Here is a 17,883-nt window from a genome sequence, read left to right as displayed (position 1 = left end):
ACATGGACCTGTTGGGATTTCAAAACCTGGCAGGTCTTATTGTTTTAGGTAAAGACGGGTTTTTTGGTAATCAATGATGGCCTTTCCTTTTTTTAGAATATCCGCCCCAATAATACCATCAACGGGCATAGCCTGGTGCGAGGTCAGGGCCTGATTAACGTGGACAAGGTCGAACAGGACAATTTTCTGTTTATGTTTAAACCATTTTCCTATTTCTATGACATTTTTGGTAGATAGTTTGGTGAACATTTCTGTGGCTCCTGCCCCTGCGGCCTTTATTTTGGAATCTTTGGAATTTAATTTGAAGAATTCTATTTTGTCCAGACCAATGCAGGTGTTGGAGGCTCCCGTATCCAATATAAACCTGCCTTTCACTCCATTGATGGTGGCCGTGACTTCAAAATGATTTGTGGCCGTAAGTACCAACGGAATGGCTATATATTTTTTTTTATGTAGAAAAACTTTAAGGCTGGGCATATGTACTTTTTTTGTCAAAGATAATCCTATTTTTGTTCTATGATATTAACAGATACACATACCCATTTATATAGTGAGGCTTTTGATGAGGATCGCTCTTTGGTCATAGATAGAGCCTTGGAGTTAGGGGTAGAGCGTTTTTTTATTCCCGCAATAGATTCGTCCTATACCGATGCAATGCTTGATTTGGAAAAGTCCTATCCAGAGAATATCTTTCTTATGGCAGGGCTGCATCCAACACATGTTAAGGAAGATTACAGGAATGAGCTGGCCCACGTTGAAGAAATGTTGGCGTCAAGGAAATTTTATGCAGTTGGGGAGACCGGCATCGACCTGTATTGGGATAAAACTTTCCTAAAGGAGCAGCAGATTGCCTTTAAACAGCAAATACAGTGGGCTAAAAAGTATGATTATCCCATAGTTATCCATTGTAGGGAAGGTTTTGATGAAATCTTCCAGATTCTTGAGGAAGAAAAGAGCGATGGACTTTTTGGTATTTTTCATTGTTTTACGGGCACTTTTGAGCAGGCACAGAGGGCAATTTCCTATAATATGAAATTGGGTATTGGCGGAGTAGTTACTTTTAAAAATGGTAAAATAGATACTTTTCTTGGGGAAATAGACCTGAAACATATGGTTTTGGAAACGGATTCCCCCTATTTGGCCCCAGTTCCTTATCGTGGAAAGCGGAACGAAAGTGCTTATTTGGTCAACGTTTTGGAAAAGATGGCCCAAATATATGGAATGGATAAGGAGGAAGTTGCTGCAATTACTACCGCCAACTCCCGACAAGTTTTTGGGATTTAGATAGTCTTGCGGACAGGTTGCCTTAAGGTGGAAGCTCTTTATTTTTTAAACCCTAACAATTATTAAGATTGAAAAACCACAATTCTACAGTAGAAAAAACCAAAATTCTCCTTATTTATACAGGGGGGACCATTGGTATGGTCAAGGATTACGGTACAGGGGCACTGAAGGCCTTTAATTTTAATAAACTGATTAAGAATATCCCCGAGCTAGGCCAATTGGATTGTACTATTGACAGTATTTCCTTTGATGTTCCAATAGATTCCTCCAATATGAATGTTGAACATTGGGTAAATATTGCTTCGATTATCGAAGATCATTATGATTCCCATGATGGATTTGTGGTGCTACATGGTAGTGACACAATGAGCTATACTTCTTCGGCCATGAGCTATATGTTGGAAAATTTGCAAAAACCGGTCATATTTACGGGTTCGCAGTTGCCCATAGGTGATTTAAGGACAGATGCCAAGGAGAATTTGATCACATCCATTCAGATAGCCGCCTTAAGGGAAGATAATAGGCCCGTGGTTCAAGAGGTAGGGCTGTATTTTGAATATAAATTGTATAGGGCAAACAGAACCACTAAGATCAATGCAGAGCATTTTGAGGCTTTTGCCTCCTTAAATTATCCGGCTTTAATAGAGTCTGGGGTGCATTTAAAAGTAAACAGGGAGTATTTGTTTAGGGCAAATTCAACCAAAAGGCTAAAAGTTCATAAAGAAATGGATCAAAATGTGGCCATTTTAAAATTATTTCCCGGTTTTAACCAAACTCTGTTGCATAGTGTCTTAAATTCCCCTAACTTAAAGGCAGTAGTGCTGGAGACATATGGCTCAGGTAATGCTCCTACGGACAAATGGTTTACTTTGGAGTTGAAAAAAGCTTTGGACAGAGAAATTTTTATTATAAATGTAACACAGTGTTCGGGAGGTAGTGTTCTTATGGGGCGTTATGAAACCAGCAAGCATCTTGAGAAACTACAAGTTATTAATGGTAAGGATATTACAACCGAGGCGGCAATTACCAAGTTGATGTATTTACTTGGAAATAATATTTCTCCTAAGTTGTTCAAAACCATATATGAAACATCTCTCAGGGGCGAAATGCAATAAAAATAACAGTCTAAATTTCTTTAACTAATATTTTTTTTGTTATTTGGCTGCCCAATAACTAGAACTAGAGAGGTGGCCGAGTGGTCGAAGGCGCACGCCTGGAAAGTGTGTATACCCCACAAGGGTATCGAGGGTTCGAATCCCTTCCTCTCTGCTGTTAAGTTTTAATTTTTATATTGCGAATTTTTTTTATCTTTAACCCTATTAACTAACTAAATTTAAGTTTGAAAGAAATGAAAAGATTATTCTCTATCCTAGCAACAGCTGGGTTATTTGTGGCAGGTACAAATACAGTAAGTGCGAAAGTTGTTGCAGCAGCAGCCATTTTGCAAGACGCAGCTCCAGCAGCGGAAAAAGGTTTTACCCAAGTGCTTAAGGAGCAATTTATTCAGGGTGGTGCCGGATTTATGGGTATTGTTCTTTTATGTTTAATTCTTGGTCTGGCCGTAGCAATTGAAAGGATTATTTATTTAAACCTTGCTACTACCAACACTACTAAACTTAAGCAGCAAGTAGAAGATGCTTTGGCTTCAGGAGGTATTGAGGCAGCCAAGGAGGTTTGTAGAAATACAAAAGGTCCAGTTGCTTCCATCTACTACCAAGGATTGGAAAGGGCTGGTGATAGTATTGAGTCTGCTGAGAAGGCGGTTGTTGCCTACGGAGGTGTGCAAATGGGTCAATTGGAGAAAAACGTTTCCTGGTTGTCTTTATTTATCGCAGTAGCTCCAATGCTTGGGTTCATGGGTACGGTAATCGGTATGATTCAGGCCTTCCAGAAAATTGCAGCGGTTGGTAACTTGAGTGCTTCACTTATTGCAGGTGATATTCAGGTGGCGTTATTGACTACTGTATTCGGTCTTATTACTGCGATTATCCTTCAGATCTTCTACAATTACATCATTGCAAAGATTGACAGTATTGTAAATGATATGGAAGATTCATCAATCTCTTTGATTGATATGTTGGCAGATCACAAAAAATAAGTCGGACACTAAATACTTAAAGTATCATGCATAAAATAGTTAAAATAATATTAGTTGTACTCGGAGTGATTGGAGCCATACTTTGGTTTCAGCTTCCTAGTGCAGACGTTCCCGCAACGGAAGCCATAAATAATGGGTCTATGAACTTCATGTTCATCATAACCTATTTATTGTTGGGGATTGCGATAGCGGCCTCGGTTCTTTTTGGGTTGGTGAACTTGTTTACCTCCAAAGGAGCCTTAAAGAAAACCTTATTTGGTGTAGGGGGTCTTTTGGTAGTCGTTGTTATCTCTTACGCCCTAGCAACTGGAACAGATGTTAGTTTGGAAGAAATGGCCAAAAAAGGAGTTCCTACTACGGAGGATACAGTGAAAACCATTGGTATGGGATTGAATGTATTTTTTATCCTTACCATTATAGCTGTAGGTGCCATGTTGTGGTCCGGAGTTAAGAAAATGATTAGTAAATAATAAAATAAAATATTATGCCAAAAAGAGGAGCACCACCAGAGGTTAATGCGGGTTCTATGGCAGACATAGCGTTCTTATTGCTTATCTTTTTCCTAGTGACTACCACTATTGAAACAGATGCAGGGTTAGATCGTATGTTGCCACCAATTGAGCCGCCGGATACCGATGTAATCATTAAGCAAAAGAATATATTTCAGGTCAATATTAACCGTGATGGACAGTTATTGGCTGATGATGAGTTAACAAATATTAAGGATTTAAGGGCGAAGGCCATTGCCTTTTTGGACAATGGAGGAGCACCATCGGGATCTGCAGACTATTGCAGTTATTGCAAAGGTAAAAGGGATGTAGCTTCATCCGATAGTCCTGCCAAAGCCATTATATCTCTTAAAAACGATAGGGAGACGAAGTACGGAACCTATATAACCGTTCAGAACGAATTGGTTGGAGCCTATAACGATCTTAGGAATAGGGAAGCCCAGCGTTTGTTCAAGAGAGACTTTACGGATATGGAAGCTGAATATCTTAATCCTGAGACTCCGGACAATGTTCGTGAAGAATTGAAGGAGAAGGTTAAGAGAATACAGGATTTGTTTCCTCAGAAGCTTTCAGAGGCCGAAACATCGTCAAACTAAATTGAGAAGTTAAAAACAAGATACTATGTCAAAATTTAATAAGAAAAAAGATGCGGCTTTACCAGCGGTGAATACTGCATCCTTGCCAGATATCGTTTTTATGCTTTTGTTTTTCTTTATGACGGTTACGGTGATGAAAGACAGTACCTTGAAGGTGGAAAACGTCCTGCCAAATGCTACGGAAATCAAAAAATTGGAAAAGAAGGATAGGGTAATCTATATTTATGTTGGGAAACCAACCCGTGAATATGAGAAGACCTATGGTACCGAATCCAAAATTCAATTGAACGATAAATTTGCCGACGCATCCGAAGTTGGAGATTATATTTTGATGGAAAGGGCCAAAAAGCCTCAGGAATTACAAAATGTATTGACAACCGCACTTAAGGTGGACAAGGAGGCCAATATGGGTATTATTTCCGATATTAAACAAGAACTTAGAAAAGTAAACGCCTTGAAAGTAAATTATACCACCTATGAAGGTGATGCTTTCAGGAATTTGCAATAGTTAGTAAAAGGATAAGAGAATCAAAACGCTTCAAATGCATATATTTGGAGCGTTTTTTTTATGTTTAATTAATTACCTTTAGTGGGCTATGAGGTTTTCCTGCATATTAATTATACTTATGTTCTCCAGTACTTTTGTTACTGGGCAGGTTTTGGAATCCAATAGGGACGTGGATAGGAAATATTTGGAAGATCAATTTTATTTTGGACTTACCTATAATTTTGCCACTAATCTTCCAGCCGATGTTTCCCAAAGAAACTTGTCATATGGTTTGCAGGCCGGTTTTATAAAGGATATTCCCTTGAGTTACGAAAGGACCATGGGTATCGGTATTGGTTTAGGTTATGGTATAAATTCCTATTATACCAATTTGTTGGCTTCCCAGCAGGGGTCCGCTGTAGAATATACGGTGTTGGATAATGATGCCGATTTCAAGAGAAATAAAATTGCTACCCACGTCTTGGAGGTTCCCTTTCAGTTTAGGTGGCGCAATTCAACCCCAGAGGAATATAAGTTTTGGAGGATATATGCAGGTGTTAAGCTTGGTTATGTTTTTGATGGTCGGTCCAAATTCGTCTCAAGCTCAGAGAGAATAGTCTTTGTGAACAAGGATATAAGGGACTTTCAATACGGGCTAACCTTAAATGTAGGATACAATACCTTCAATATACATATTTATTATGCACTCAGTTCTCTGTTCAATGATGGGGTAATGGAACAATCAGGGGAAGTTATAGAAATTAAGCCGCTTAAGGTGGGACTTATATTCTATATTTTATAGCCAAAATTTAATCGTAAATAATTGGGTAAACAGACCAATGGCAAAGCCAATTATGACTTCTGCTTTGGTATGGGCGTTCAAATATAGTCTGGAGGTGGCTGCTAGGCCGCTAAGTAAGGTTACTATGCTTATGGCAATGGTAACATTGATTTCAAAGTGGATACTAAGGTTTATTAAGTACATTAGCAGGCTTCCCATGCCCAATAGGTGCATACTGCACTTAAAGTTTAGAAAGAGCAGCACAAGGGCGCTAAATAAGCCTGCAATTAGCCCTAAAAAGTAGTAATGCAACTCTATGGTGAAGTTATTGGGAATAACCTTGAATAAGACCATTATAAGCAGTCCTAGACTAATATAAAGAGGGTATTTCCTTTCTTGGAGATTGGGCATGAACACGGAACTTACAATGCCCAGGTTGCGCAGTATCAGGTAAAATATAATGGGGATGATTATGGTGAGTATAAATATGGGTAAAATATTTCCGCTCTGTACCTCCAACGGACTGTATTTGGGGGTAATAAGGAAATAGGCTATGGTGCCTGCAAAGGGTATAAAAAGCGGGTGTAAAAGGTAAGATGTGATCTTGAGGAATAGTCGCATTAGATCTGTTTTCTCAACCTGGCCACCGGAATATCCAGTTGTTCCCTATATTTGGCTACCGTACGCCGGGCAATAGGGTAGCCCTTTTCTTTGAGAATAGCGGCCAATTTATCATCTGTAAGCGGTTTTTTCTTGGTTTCCTCTCCAATTACAGTTTCCAGTATCTTCTTTATTTCTTTGGTGGATACATCCTCTCCCTGATCGTTTTTCATGGATTCGGAAAAGTAGTCCTTTATCAATTTCGTACCATAGGGGGTGTCCACATATTTGCTATTGGCCACCCTGGAGACGGTGGAAACGTCCATACCAATGCCATCAGCTATATCCTTTAGGATCATAGGGCGCAATTTGCGCTCATCCCCGGTTAGGAAATATTCTTTTTGATATTCCATGATTTCGTTCATGGTAATATAAAGGGTCTGCTGACGCTGCCTTATAGCATCAATAAACCATTTGGCCGCATCCAGCTTTTGTTTAATGAACATCACGGTGTCCTTTTGGGACTTGGATTTTTCCTTGGAGTTTTTGTAGCCTTCCAACATGTTGTTGTACTCCCGTGAAACATGTAGTTCGGGTGCATTTCTTCCGTTTAGGGTAAGCTCCAATTCCCCGTCTACAATCCGAATGGAAAAATCGGGGACCACATGTTCCACAATTCTGTTGTTCCCGGAGTATGACCCTCCAGGTTTGGGGTTCAAACGTTCAATTTCGCTAATAGCACCTTTTAGTTGCTCTTCTGTGATATTGTGTTTTTGGATAAGCTTTTGATAATGCTTTTTGGTAAACTGCTCAAAGGATTTTTCCAACAACAGAATGGCCAATTCCACACTAGGGGTTAATTCCTTTCGTTTTAATTGTAGAAGAAGGCACTCTTCCAGCGTTCTGGCGGCTACACCCGCAGGGTCAAGATCCTGAACTATGTGTAATACTTTTTCTATGGTCTTCTCCTCAGTATAGATATTTTGCGTAAACGCCAGGTCGTCCATTATATCTGTAAGAGGTCTTCTTATATATCCGCTCTCATCCACGCTGCCCACCAAAAATTCGGCAATGGACCATTCTTCATCAGTCAAATAAATAGTATTCAACTGGTTTATGAGATACTGATTAAAGGAAATTCCGGCTGCATAAGGAACATTTTTTTCCTCATCATCGGCACTGTAATTATTGGCTTGCGTGCGATAATCCGGTATTTCGTCATCACTTAAATAATCATCAATATTGATGTCTTCCGCACTTATGCTTTCACTATCGGTTTCATTATCGTACAAATCCTCAAAATCATCCTGTTGACTTTCACCTTCTTCCTTTCCAGTTTCCAGGGCAGGGTTTTCCTCCAGTTCTTGCTTTAGTCGTTGTTCAAATGCCTGTGTAGGCAATTGAATCAACTTCATCAACTGTATTTGTTGTGGAGATAATTTCTGCGATAATTTAAACTGTAGGTGTTGTTTCAGCATTTATAATGTTGATCTATCTTATAAAGTTAAAGAATAATGATTAGAATTCAGCATTCTGCGGCGTTCTAGGAAAAGGTATTACGTCCCTGATGTTGCCCATTCCTGTTGCAAACAACACCAATCTTTCAAAACCGAGTCCAAAGCCGCTATGCACGGCAGTTCCAAATTTCCTAAGATCCAAATACCACCAAAGCTCCTCTTCATCAATACCCAAGGCCTTGATTTTTTCCATTAAGATATCCAGACGTTCCTCACGTTGGGAACCACCTACTATTTCACCAATTCCTGGGAATAGAATGTCCATGGCCCTAACCGTTTTTCCATCCTCATTTAAACGCATATAAAATGCCTTTATTTTGGCAGGATAATCGAATAGTATTACTGGGCATTTAAAATGTTTTTCCACTAAGAAGCGTTCGTGCTCACTTTGTAGGTCAGCTCCCCATTCATCAATAAGGTATTTAAACTGTTTCTTTTTGTTGGGTTTACTGTTTCTAAGAATATCTATGGCTTCGGTGTATGTTACGCGCTTAAACGTATTCTCCGAAACAAACTTTAGTTTTTCTATCAACGGCATCTCACTGCGCTCGGCCTGAGGCTTGCTCTTTTCTTCGTCCAATAATCGTTGTTCCAGGAATTGCAGGTCTTCCAAACAATTTTCCAGAGCATAATTAATAACGTCCTTAATAAAGTCTTCAGCCAAGTCCATGTTGGCATCCAAATCATTAAATGCTACCTCGGGCTCTATCATCCAAAATTCGGCCAAATGTCTTGAAGTGTTGGAATTTTCGGCCCTAAAAGTGGGGCCGAAGGTGTAGACCTTCCCTAAGCCCATAGCATAAGTTTCGGCTTCCAGCTGTCCGGATACCGTTAAATTGGTCTCTTTTCCGAAAAAATCTTCCTTATAGTCAATTTCACCATCCTTAGTTAAAGGCGGCTTTTTATTGTCCAAGGTAGACACCCTGAACATTTCTCCAGCTCCTTCCGCATCCGAACCAGTGATTATTGGGGTATGAACGTAAAAGAATCCATTTTTTTGAAAATATTGATGTACGGCAAACGAAAGTGCCGATCGCACCCTCATGATAGCTGCAAAGGTATTTGTTCTTACACGGAGATGTGCCTTTTCCCGTAAAAACTCCAGAGAGTGTTTTTTGGGTTGAATAGGGTAGACTTCAGGGTCTGCACCTCCGTGCACCGTAATTTCCTTGACCTGTATCTCTACGGACTGCCCTTTTCCTTGGCTTTCTACCAATGTACCACTTATTTTAAGTGCAGCTCCGGTATTGATTTGCTTTAGTAAATTTTCATCAAATTCCTCAAAATCTACTACGCATTGTATATTGTTTATGGTTGATCCATCGTTTAAAGCAATAAATCTATTGCTTCTATAGGTTTTTACCCACCCGTTAACAATAACTTCTTGGTGTAAATAATCGGGGGATAGTAGCTCTTTTACGCTAAATGTGTTCATTTGAATTCCTTGTAAATTATGTGGCAAAGATAGCCTTTTTGCAAAAATATAAATTGGGTATATAACTGTATATACCAAGTAAAAAATATTTTAATAAACGGACTATTCCTCCTTGTCCGTGATATTTAGTTCCTCCTTGGGAAGAATGTCTATTTGTGGTTCTTTTAGTACCTGTTTGTTGGCAATGCTTCTTTCCAAAGAAAGAAGTAACGAGGGTAATAAAATAAGGTTCGCCAGCATAGCGAACAATAAAGTGGCGGAAACCAATGCTCCTAAAGCTACTGTTCCTCCAAAACTGGAAATTATGAATACCGAAAAGCCAAAGAACAGTACAATGGAGGTGTAAAACATACTAACCCCGGTCTCCCTCAAGGCGGCATAGACCGATTTTTTAATTCTCCAATGGTTGCTTGTAAGTTCCTGTCTGTACTTGGCCAAAAAGTGTATGGTGTCGTCCACCGAAATTCCAAAAGCAATACTAAATACCAAAATAGTGGAAGGCTTAATAGGCACCCCTACGAATCCCATAACTCCCGCTGTGATCACTAGCGGCAATAAGTTGGGTATCAATGAAATTACGATCATTCTAAACGATCGGAAAAGATAGGCCATAAAGAGAGCAATAAGGCCAATGGCCAAAGCAAGGGACATAATGAGGTTTTTTACCAAATATTTGGTCCCCTTTAAAAATAGAAGGGCACTACCTGTCATGGTAACCTTGTACCTGTCCGCGGGAAAGATTTTATCAATATTCTCCCTTAGTTTAGCCTCTATGGTTTCCATTCGGGATGTTTTTACATCCTTCATGTAAGTTGTCATTCGGGCTACCTGCCCGGTGCTATCTACAAAACTACTCAGTAGGTTGCCGTTATCTGCGGATTTGCGGGCGACATCCATAATAAACGTATTTTCTTGGGAGGTGGGCAGTTGATAATATTTGGGGATGCCGCTGTAAAAGGCCTGTTTGGAATATTTCACCAAGTCCACAACTGAAACTGGTCTGGAAAGTTCCGGGATTTCATTGATCACCGTACCCAACTCGTCCATCTTTCTCAGGGTGGAAGGTTTTAAGACCCCTTTGGGTCTTTTGGTATCCACCACAATTTCTACGGGCATTATTCCGTCAAATTCTTGTTCGAAAAATCTTATGTCCTGAAAAAATTCAGCCTTTTTTGGCATATCCTCTATGGGACTTCCAGAAATGTCTATTTGATAAATACCAATAATACTGGCCACCAAAAGTGCAATGGAAACAATATAAACCGTAATCCTTCTATCCCTAACAATGCTTTCCATCCAGCTGACAAAAGTTTCTATCCACTTGGTATTTAAGTGTTTTAGATGCTTGTCTTTTGGAAGCTTCATAAAACTATAGATGATAGGGATTATCAATAGGGAAAGCACAAATATTCCTATAATATTGATAGAGGCAACAATACCAAACTCTTTAAGTAATTTGCTATCGGTAATAATAAATGTGGCAAAACCGGATGCGGTAGTAACGTTGGTCATCAAGGTAGCGTTGCCAATTTTAGAGATTACACGTTGTAATGACAAGGCCTGGTTTCCGTGCTTTTTTACTTCCTGTTGGTATTTGTTGATAAGAAAGATACAGTTGGGAATACCAATAACAATAATTAATGGTGGTATTAGGGCGGTAAGTACCGTAATCTCATATTGTAATAGGCCCAGGATTCCAAAGGCCCACATAACCCCGATAATAACGACGAACATGGAAATAATCGTAGCCCTAAAACTTCTGAAAAAGAAAAAGAAGATCAAGGAGGTAACCCCTAGAGCTGCAAGAATAAATTTCCCAATTTCATCTATAATATTTTGGGAGTTCATGGTTCTTATGTAGGGCATTCCGGAAATATGAACATCGAGGCCGGTTTCTTTTTCAAAATTTTTGACCAAAGTAGAAAGGTCTTCCAATATAAAGTCCTTACGTACGGAGGTGTTGACAATATCCTTGTCCAAATAAATAACACTGCGTATGGTATGTGTTTTTTTATTGTAGATAAGGTTGTCGTAAAAGGGAAGATCGTTAAAAAGATGATTCGTTAGACTGTCAACCTCCTTTTTGGTTTTTGGAGTTTGTTTTATAAAAGGCTGCATAACAAATTCTTGTTTTACAGTGTCTTTTACGAGCTCTTGTAAATTGTCCGTAGACAATACGAAGTCCACCTCAGGGAAGGCCCCCAGTTGTTTGCTAAGCTTGTTCCAGCGATTAAATTTAATAGGGGTAAACAGGGAGCTGTCCTTTACGGCCAAAACAACAACATTGCCTTCTTCCCCAAATTGTTTTAGAAAGGAAAGGTACTCCAGGTTTACAGGGTGGTGATCGGGAAGGAGGTTGGCCTGTGAATTGGAAAACCTCATTTTGTCCCATTGCATGGACATAAAAATGGTCATAATGGCTAATAGGACTAGAATTATAATTCTGTTCCTAAGTATTAACCTTGCTATTTTTGCCCAAAATCCTCGCGTTAACTTTGCAACCATCTAATGAAACGTCTTATTTCAGAATGTTTTTTGGTATATAAACCATAAAAAAAACCAGTAAACCGTTAATGATTTAAAATGGTCTTTTGGATTCTAAAATTATTCGAGCGCAAAGGTAGAGAATGATTGTTATTGTTCCTAGGAAGCTGGGGCTAAATAGTAGGGGCTGGGAGAAACCAAATTTATGGGCCATGGAAATTATGGTCTAGAGGTGTTCAATATTGGGTTTTCTGAGTTATATGGTCAAGGAAAACAAAAAGAGCGACCCATGGGTCGCTCTTTTTGTTTTTGTACTTTAAGGATTATACCTTCATAATTTCGGCTTCCTTGGCTTCAAGGAAGGTATCGATCTTTTTTATATACTTATCGGTGAGTGCCTGAACATCGCCCTCTGCGTTCTTCTGTAAATCTTCGGACACTTCAAGGCCCCTAATTTCTTTGTTGGCTTCCTGACGTGCATTTCGGACACCGATCTTAGCGTCTTCCGCTTCTGCCTTTGCTTGTTTTACCAAATCCCTCCTTCTTTCTTCCGTTAAGGGAGGTACATTGATAATTACAAAATCGCCGTTGTTCATAGGATTAAATCCAAGATTGGCGTTCATTATGGCTTTTTCTATTTCATGTAGCATGTTCTTTTCCCAAGGCTGAACGGACAAGGTTCTTGCGTCCGGGGTATTCACATTTGCTACCTGGGACAATGGGGTTGGGGAGCCATAATATTCCACCATTACACTGGATAGCATTACCGGACTTGCCTTTCCTGCCCTGATTTTCAAGAACATTTTTTCAAGGTGTGCTATAGCACTGTCCATCCCTTCTTTGGTAGTATCCAGAATAAATTTAATTTCTTCGTTCATATGCTATTTTTTTAATTGATCCAACACAAATAGTGCCAAAACTATAGATTTACGACGGTTCCTATATTCTCTCCGGAAACCAACTTCATAAGGTTTCCTTTTTTGTTCATATCAAAAACAACAATAGGCAATTCGTTTTCCTGGCTTAGGGTAAAGGCTGTGGTGTCCATAACTTTTAGTCCCTTTGTCAGTACATCTTTAAAGGTTATCGTATCAAATTTGGTGGCTGTTTTGTCTTTTTCCGGGTCGGAGGTATAAATACCGTCCACTCGAGTCCCTTTTAAAATTACATCGGCTTCAATTTCTATGGCTCTTAATACAGCAGCGGAATCTGTGGTGAAATATGGATTTCCTGTACCACCGCCAAATATGACTACCCTACCTTTTTCCAAATGTCGCATGGCGCGTCTTCTAATAAAAGGTTCGGCTACCTCATTTATTTTTATGGCAGATTGTAGCCTGGTCTGTACTCCTTGCAATTCCAAGGCGCTTTGTAGGGCCAATCCGTTTATTACGGTGGCCAGCATTCCCATGTGGTCCGCCTGTACCCTGTCCATTCCGTTGCTGGCTCCTGCCAATCCCCTAAAAATATTGCCACCACCGATTACAATAGCAACTTCTATACCTTTGTCTACAACTTCTTTGATCTCCTCTGCGTATTCGGATAAACGCTGTGCGTCTATGCCGTACTGCTTAGTACCCATAAGGGCTTCTCCACTCAGTTTTAAAAGTATTCTTTTGTATTGCATCCTGATGTTGATTAATTTCATGCAAAAATAATCAAAAATATTTATGAAGCGGCTTGGCATGGACGATTCATCTATCCTTAATTATTTCATAATGCATATGGGAAGGTAGATTTATTTTTATAATCTTGCGTGGGTTTTTGTAGTTCCACCAATTTATAATGGTAAAATGCCATTTTCTGCCATGTCAGTACTTTAAGGAGATGTGGCATTTTCGGAAAAAACGATAAATAAAATCAATAAAAAATGACAAATAAAATAGGGTTGTTTAAAAAATCATGGATTTTAGGGGTTGCAATTTTGGTGCTCCAGGGATGTGGGACCACAAAGACATTGGTTTCGGCCGAAAAGGCTTCCATAACTGCGAAAATAGATTTGATCAATGTTGTAGACGATAAGGTAAATGTAGTTTTGGATCCGGCTGCATTTGTAACCGATACTGTTTCCTTTTTTATTCCTAAGACAGTGCCGGGCACTTATAGCGATGATAATTACGGAAAATATATAGAGCAATTCAAGGCTCTTGATTATAAGGGAGGGGAGTTAAAAGTAGAAAAATTGGATGATAATACTTGGAGGATTATCAATGCCAAGGATTTGGATAAAATTAATTATTGGGTAAACGATACCTACGATACCGAAGTAGAGGTGAGTGATCCTGTATTTTCACCGTCCGGAACCAATATTCTTAAGGGAAAGAACTTTATGCTGAACCTCCATGGTTTTGTGGGCTATTTTGATGGCCTTGAGGAAATACCGTATTCCTTGGAAATTTCTGCCCCAGATGGATTGGAGCCCGTAACCTCTTTGGTTAAAGGAATACAAGATGTAAACAGACCGGATACGGATGTATTTGTGGCCAATCGTTACTTTGAGGTTATAGATAACCCAATAATGTATTCCAACCCGAGCACGGAAACATTTCAGGTGAACGATATTGCGGTAACATTAAGTGTTTATTCTCCCAATGGTCATTTTACGGCGGCTAGTTTAAAAGGGGGTATGGAGAAAATGATGCGCGGTCAAAAGGCATTTCTGGGAGATATTAACAGTACCAAGCACTACACCATTATCCTCTATCTTTCCAATATGGATGACAATGATGCTACAGGTTTTGGAGCCTTGGAGCACCATACTTCTACAGTGGTGGTAATGCCCGAACAAATATCAAAGGAGCGACTGGAAGAGGCTATTTTTGACACGGTAGCCCATGAGTTTTTTCATATTGTTACTCCCCTGACGATCCACTCCAATGAAATACAATATTTCGATTTTAATGATCCCAAAATGTCCATGCACTTGTGGATGTATGAGGGGACTACCGAATATTTTGCCAATCTTTTTCAAATTCAACAAGGGTTGATAAGTGAGGAAGATTTTTATCAAAGACTTATGGAGAAGGTCGAGAGATCCAAAACCTATGATGATAGTATGTCCTTTACCGTAATGAGCAAAAATATATTGGAGGAACCTTATAAGGAAAATTATGCCAATGTTTATGAAAAAGGGGCATTGATCAATATGGCTTTGGATATAAATCTTAGGGAATTAAGCGGAGGGGAAAAAGGTGTTTTATGGCTGATGAAGGAGCTTTCCAAGAAATATGGAGATTCCAAACCTTTTGAGGATGATAAGTTGATTGATGAAATCGTTGCCATGACGTATCCGGAAATTGGGGAATTCTTTACTGCCAATGTCATTGGGGACACTCCTATAGACTACGATGCCTATTGGAAAAAAGTAGGGTTGCAAACAACGGAGCAGGAGCAGTCTACGGGATATTTTTTTGATGGCGAAATACCTTATATAGATGTAGATCCGGCAAATGACAATGCTATTTTTGTAAGGGAAGGGATTCAATTGAACAGTTTTTTCAATGATTTGGGGGCCCAAGGGGGAGATATAATTAAGAGTGTTGATGGTAAAATGACCAATTTGGTTAATATTCGATTGCTTATAGGGCAGAGCATAAATTGGGATTCCGATAGGGAAATTGTAATGGTGGTGCAAAGAGGGGATGAGGAAATTACCTTGAAGGGGAAGGTTGGCGTGCCTACTTTGAAGGTCGTTAAGTTGGTTGCAATGGAAAGCGCTAGCGAACAGCAGAACAAGCTTCGTGAAGCATGGTTAAAAGGCTAGTTCTTGGTAAATAGAGCTCTATGAAAAAGGGTTAGGTAGTCTAATTGGAGTGCATTATCCTAGTCCAATGTGGGTATTTAGGGGAAATTAATTTAGGATTTCCTATGTCTAATTCAATGCTTTCAAATTCTATAATCTGATTTTAGTGCATAAAAAAACGCCTTTACATTGTAAAGGCGTTTTTTGTATAAGTAGTACTTAAGGATTATCCTAAAGCAACCCTTTTAAATCCTGTTACTTCCAATTTGGAATCAACAGATTTTACGTATTGGGCTACGCTTTGTTTGCTATCCTTAATAAAATCTTGGTTCACCAAAGTATTGTCTTTGAAAAAACGGTTCAATTTACCTTTAGCAATATTATCCAACATAGCTTCTGGCTTTCCTTCTTGACGTAATTGATCTTTGGCAATTTCGATTTCTTTATCGATGATTGACTGGTCAACACCTGCTTCGTTCAAGGCTACTGGATTCATTGCGGCGGCTTGCATAGCAACATCCTTTGCGGCAACGTCTGCACCCTCAACAGCAGCAGAAAGTCCTACCAAGGTAGCTATTTTGTTTCCAGCATGAATGTAAGAACCAACAAATGGAGCTGATAGTTTGCTGAATCCACCTATTTCAATTTTCTCACCAATAACACCGGTTTGTTCCGTAAGTTTATCCTGTACAGAGTTTCCTTTGTAATCGGCATTCAAGAAATCTTCTTTAGTGTCGAAATTTAAGGCTAGATCTGCCAAGTCGTTGGCCAAAGCAACAAAAGTGTCGTTTTTAGCAACGAAATCGGTTTCACAGTTCAAAGAAATGATAACCCCAGTGGTGTTGTCCGCATTTACTTTGGCAATAGCAGCCCCTTCGGAAGAATCACGGTCAGCTCTTTTGGCGGCAACTTTTTGTCCTTTTTTACGTAAGATTTCAATTGCCAAATCAAAATCCCCTTCTGCTTCAACCAGTGCATTCTTGCAATCCATCATGCCAGCACCTGTTGTTTGTCTTAGTTTGTTTACCTCAGCGGCGGTAATTTTTGCCATTTTATTTTGTTTTAATTTTCACCTAAATTAAGATTGAAATGTAATCCCAATCTAGGTTAATGTTAAATTTATATTCTGTTTTAAGTAAAAGGGGATTATTCTATTCCTCCTTTAACGCTATCTTGCCATTCCTGCAATTCATCCCAGTTACCATCGGCAGCCATTTGTGCCTGCTTAGGCCATGAAGCTGGATTCTTTGAAGCATATCTTGGGCCAGATTCAGTAAGGATGTCTTTAAGGTCATCCTCAGATTTGTCCGCTAGGTCGGCATAAGTGTTAATACCTGCTTCTTGGAAAATTTCAGCAATTTTTGGGCCAATGCCTTCTATTTTGGTAAGGTCGTCTCCTGCAGTGCTAGCTTTTTTGGGAGCTTTTTCTTCTGAGGCTACCTTAGCTTTTTTCTCCTTTGGTTTGGCTTCATCTCCACCTTCCTTCTCGCTTTGCTTTTCGGATTTACGCTCTGTTAATCCTTCTGCAATAGCTGCAGTTACGGATGCCATAATAACCTCTATGGATTTGGAGGCATCATCATTGGAGGGAACGATAAAATCGATTGGTCGTGGATCGGAATTGGTATCTACCATTGCAAAAATTGGAATGTTCAATTTTTGAGCTTCTTTTACAGCAATGTGCTCACGCATGGTGTCAACTATGAACAAAGCAGCTGGTAGACGTGTCATTTCAGAAATAGAACCTAAGTTCTTTTCCAACTTGGCACGCAAACGGTCAACTTGTAAACGCTCTTTCTTGGAAAGGGTGTTAAAGGTACCGTCTTTTTTCATTCTATCAATAGAAGCCATTTTCTTAACGGCTTTACGAATAGTAACGAAATTGGTCAACATACCACCTGGCCATCTTTCAGTGATGTAAGGCATGTTTACGTTGCCTGCTTTTTCAGCAACAATATCCTTTGCTTGTTTTTTGGTAGCTACGAAAAGTATTTTTCTACCTGAAGCCGCAATTTTTTTAAGAGCCTCGTTGGTCTCTTCTAGTTTTGCAACTGTTTTATAAAGATTGATAACGTGAATTCCGTTACGCTCCATGTAGATGTAGGGAGCCATGTTCGGATTCCATTTTCTGGTAAGGTGACCAAAATGTACACCTGCCTCTAAAAGGTCTTTTACTTCAACTTTGTTTGCCATTTTTATTTTTTAGTTTACGTTCCTTTGAATTAGCAATATTAAAGTGGTACCTCTGGGCAGCCTTTAATATTTAGATGCTAAACTAATTTATCCAGAATTTGAATGCATTGGATTTTCCCCTAAGGCGAGGTCCTATGATTAACTTTGGATTATTACT

The 17,883-nt window shown here is 39.4% G+C and carries 17 protein-coding genes and 1 tRNA gene; 9 read left to right on the top strand and 9 right to left on the bottom strand.

Annotated elements, in window-relative coordinates; all coding sequences use genetic code 11:
• Window positions 1-36: 36 nt before the first annotated feature.
• Complete coding sequence (locus MWU82_RS13700) at window positions 37-477, bottom strand: retropepsin-like aspartic protease (protein ID WP_215947417.1); 441 nt, start codon at window positions 475-477, stop codon at window positions 37-39.
• A 39-nt stretch (window positions 478-516) separates the two neighbouring features.
• Between MWU82_RS13700 and MWU82_RS13695 the strand changes: the two genes are divergently transcribed.
• The 8 genes from MWU82_RS13695 to MWU82_RS13660 all read left to right on the top strand — a co-directional run bounded on the left by MWU82_RS13695 (window position 517) and on the right by MWU82_RS13660 (window position 5,776).
• Window positions 517-1,284, top strand: coding sequence for a TatD family hydrolase (locus tag MWU82_RS13695; protein ID WP_215947386.1), 768 nt, complete (start codon window positions 517-519; stop codon window positions 1,282-1,284).
• A 68-nt stretch (window positions 1,285-1,352) separates the two neighbouring features.
• Complete coding sequence (locus tag MWU82_RS13690) at window positions 1,353-2,399, top strand: asparaginase (protein WP_281502432.1); 1,047 nt, start codon at window positions 1,353-1,355, stop codon at window positions 2,397-2,399.
• A gap of 66 nt (window positions 2,400-2,465) precedes the next feature.
• Window positions 2,466-2,553 (top strand) — tRNA-Ser (locus MWU82_RS13685).
• 79 nt (window positions 2,554-2,632) lie between these two features.
• Window positions 2,633-3,382 (top strand): MotA/TolQ/ExbB proton channel family protein, encoded by a 750-nt coding sequence (locus MWU82_RS13680; RefSeq protein ID WP_111623703.1) that lies wholly within the window; start codon window positions 2,633-2,635, stop codon window positions 3,380-3,382.
• A gap of 26 nt (window positions 3,383-3,408) precedes the next feature.
• Window positions 3,409-3,852: a hypothetical protein gene (locus MWU82_RS13675; protein WP_215947387.1), complete on the top strand. Its 444-nt coding sequence runs from the start codon at window positions 3,409-3,411 to the stop codon at window positions 3,850-3,852.
• A 14-nt stretch (window positions 3,853-3,866) separates the two neighbouring features.
• Window positions 3,867-4,487 (top strand): biopolymer transporter ExbD, encoded by a 621-nt coding sequence (locus MWU82_RS13670; RefSeq protein ID WP_215947388.1) that lies wholly within the window; start codon window positions 3,867-3,869, stop codon window positions 4,485-4,487.
• Window positions 4,488-4,512: 25 nt separating this feature from the next.
• Window positions 4,513-4,995: a biopolymer transporter ExbD gene (locus MWU82_RS13665; RefSeq protein ID WP_110356941.1), complete on the top strand. Its 483-nt coding sequence runs from the start codon at window positions 4,513-4,515 to the stop codon at window positions 4,993-4,995.
• 118 nt (window positions 4,996-5,113) lie between these two features.
• Window positions 5,114-5,776, top strand: a complete 663-nt coding sequence (locus tag MWU82_RS13660; protein ID WP_247096793.1) for a porin family protein — start codon at window positions 5,114-5,116, stop codon at window positions 5,774-5,776.
• Here the strand turns inward: MWU82_RS13660 and MWU82_RS13655 are convergent.
• The 6 genes from MWU82_RS13655 to pyrH all read right to left on the bottom strand — a co-directional run bounded on the left by MWU82_RS13655 (window position 5,771) and on the right by pyrH (window position 13,418).
• Window positions 5,771-6,376: a hypothetical protein gene (locus tag MWU82_RS13655; protein WP_215947390.1), complete on the bottom strand. Its 606-nt coding sequence runs from the start codon at window positions 6,374-6,376 to the stop codon at window positions 5,771-5,773. The two genes, MWU82_RS13660 and MWU82_RS13655, sit on opposite strands and share 6 nt — an antisense overlap.
• Entirely contained in the window at window positions 6,376-7,833 is a 1,458-nt protein-coding gene (gene rpoN, locus MWU82_RS13650; RefSeq protein WP_215947391.1) for an RNA polymerase factor sigma-54, read from the bottom strand. Before rpoN ends, MWU82_RS13655 begins: the two co-directional genes overlap by 1 nt.
• A gap of 40 nt (window positions 7,834-7,873) precedes the next feature.
• Window positions 7,874-9,307, bottom strand: coding sequence for an asparagine--tRNA ligase (gene asnS / locus MWU82_RS13645; protein WP_215947392.1), 1,434 nt, complete (start codon window positions 9,305-9,307; stop codon window positions 7,874-7,876).
• A gap of 102 nt (window positions 9,308-9,409) precedes the next feature.
• Window positions 9,410-11,812 (bottom strand): MMPL family transporter, encoded by a 2,403-nt coding sequence (locus tag MWU82_RS13640; protein WP_215947393.1) that lies wholly within the window; start codon window positions 11,810-11,812, stop codon window positions 9,410-9,412.
• A gap of 302 nt (window positions 11,813-12,114) precedes the next feature.
• Window positions 12,115-12,669 (bottom strand): ribosome recycling factor, encoded by a 555-nt coding sequence (frr, locus tag MWU82_RS13635; protein ID WP_215947394.1) that lies wholly within the window; start codon window positions 12,667-12,669, stop codon window positions 12,115-12,117.
• Window positions 12,670-12,710: 41 nt separating this feature from the next.
• Complete coding sequence (gene pyrH / locus MWU82_RS13630) at window positions 12,711-13,418, bottom strand: UMP kinase (RefSeq protein ID WP_031442370.1); 708 nt, start codon at window positions 13,416-13,418, stop codon at window positions 12,711-12,713.
• Window positions 13,419-13,661: 243 nt separating this feature from the next.
• On the opposite strand from pyrH, the gene MWU82_RS13625 reads away from it, so the two are divergent.
• Window positions 13,662-15,554: a peptidase M61 gene (locus tag MWU82_RS13625; RefSeq protein ID WP_247096792.1), complete on the top strand. Its 1,893-nt coding sequence runs from the start codon at window positions 13,662-13,664 to the stop codon at window positions 15,552-15,554.
• A gap of 205 nt (window positions 15,555-15,759) precedes the next feature.
• Here MWU82_RS13625 and tsf read toward each other — a convergent pair whose 3' ends face one another.
• Together tsf and rpsB are read right to left on the bottom strand one after the other, a co-directional pair.
• Window positions 15,760-16,584 carry a translation elongation factor Ts gene (gene tsf, locus MWU82_RS13620; protein WP_247096791.1) on the bottom strand — a complete coding sequence of 275 codons (825 nt, stop codon included), beginning with the start codon at window positions 16,582-16,584 and terminating at the stop codon, window positions 15,760-15,762.
• A gap of 95 nt (window positions 16,585-16,679) precedes the next feature.
• Window positions 16,680-17,726 carry a 30S ribosomal protein S2 gene (gene rpsB, locus MWU82_RS13615; protein WP_072862864.1) on the bottom strand — a complete coding sequence of 349 codons (1,047 nt, stop codon included), beginning with the start codon at window positions 17,724-17,726 and terminating at the stop codon, window positions 16,680-16,682.
• Window positions 17,727-17,883 lie beyond the last annotated feature (157 nt).

This window comes from Arenibacter sp. S6351L (genome assembly GCF_023016025.1).
Classification (GTDB): domain Bacteria; phylum Bacteroidota; class Bacteroidia; order Flavobacteriales; family Flavobacteriaceae; genus Arenibacter; species Arenibacter algicola_B.
The sequence above is the reverse complement of the archived record's forward strand: the minus strand, read 5'-3'. Positions and strand labels throughout refer to the sequence as shown.

Bases quoted from the DNA above. Each gene is read 5' to 3' on its own strand.
- MWU82_RS13700 (WP_215947417.1), bottom strand. From the start codon at position 477: ATGCCCAGCCTTAAAGTTTTTCTACATAAAAAAAAATATATAGCCATT.
- MWU82_RS13695 (WP_215947386.1), top strand. From the start codon at position 517: ATGATATTAACAGATACACATACCCATTTATATAGTGAGGCTTTTGAT.
- MWU82_RS13680 (WP_111623703.1), top strand. From the start codon at position 2,633: ATGAAAAGATTATTCTCTATCCTAGCAACAGCTGGGTTATTTGTGGCA.
- MWU82_RS13675 (WP_215947387.1), top strand. From the start codon at position 3,409: ATGCATAAAATAGTTAAAATAATATTAGTTGTACTCGGAGTGATTGGA.
- MWU82_RS13670 (WP_215947388.1), top strand. From the start codon at position 3,867: ATGCCAAAAAGAGGAGCACCACCAGAGGTTAATGCGGGTTCTATGGCA.
- MWU82_RS13665 (WP_110356941.1), top strand. From the start codon at position 4,513: ATGTCAAAATTTAATAAGAAAAAAGATGCGGCTTTACCAGCGGTGAAT.
- MWU82_RS13660 (WP_247096793.1), top strand. From the start codon at position 5,114: ATGTTCTCCAGTACTTTTGTTACTGGGCAGGTTTTGGAATCCAATAGG.
- MWU82_RS13655 (WP_215947390.1), bottom strand. From the start codon at position 6,376: ATGCGACTATTCCTCAAGATCACATCTTACCTTTTACACCCGCTTTTT.
- rpoN (WP_215947391.1), bottom strand. From the start codon at position 7,833: ATGCTGAAACAACACCTACAGTTTAAATTATCGCAGAAATTATCTCCA.
- asnS (WP_215947392.1), bottom strand. From the start codon at position 9,307: ATGAACACATTTAGCGTAAAAGAGCTACTATCCCCCGATTATTTACAC.
- MWU82_RS13640 (WP_215947393.1), bottom strand. From the start codon at position 11,812: ATGGTTGCAAAGTTAACGCGAGGATTTTGGGCAAAAATAGCAAGGTTA.
- frr (WP_215947394.1), bottom strand. From the start codon at position 12,669: ATGAACGAAGAAATTAAATTTATTCTGGATACTACCAAAGAAGGGATG.
- pyrH (WP_031442370.1), bottom strand. From the start codon at position 13,418: ATGCAATACAAAAGAATACTTTTAAAACTGAGTGGAGAAGCCCTTATG.
- MWU82_RS13625 (WP_247096792.1), top strand. From the start codon at position 13,662: ATGACAAATAAAATAGGGTTGTTTAAAAAATCATGGATTTTAGGGGTT.
- tsf (WP_247096791.1), bottom strand. From the start codon at position 16,584: ATGGCAAAAATTACCGCCGCTGAGGTAAACAAACTAAGACAAACAACA.
- rpsB (WP_072862864.1), bottom strand. From the start codon at position 17,726: ATGGCAAACAAAGTTGAAGTAAAAGACCTTTTAGAGGCAGGTGTACAT.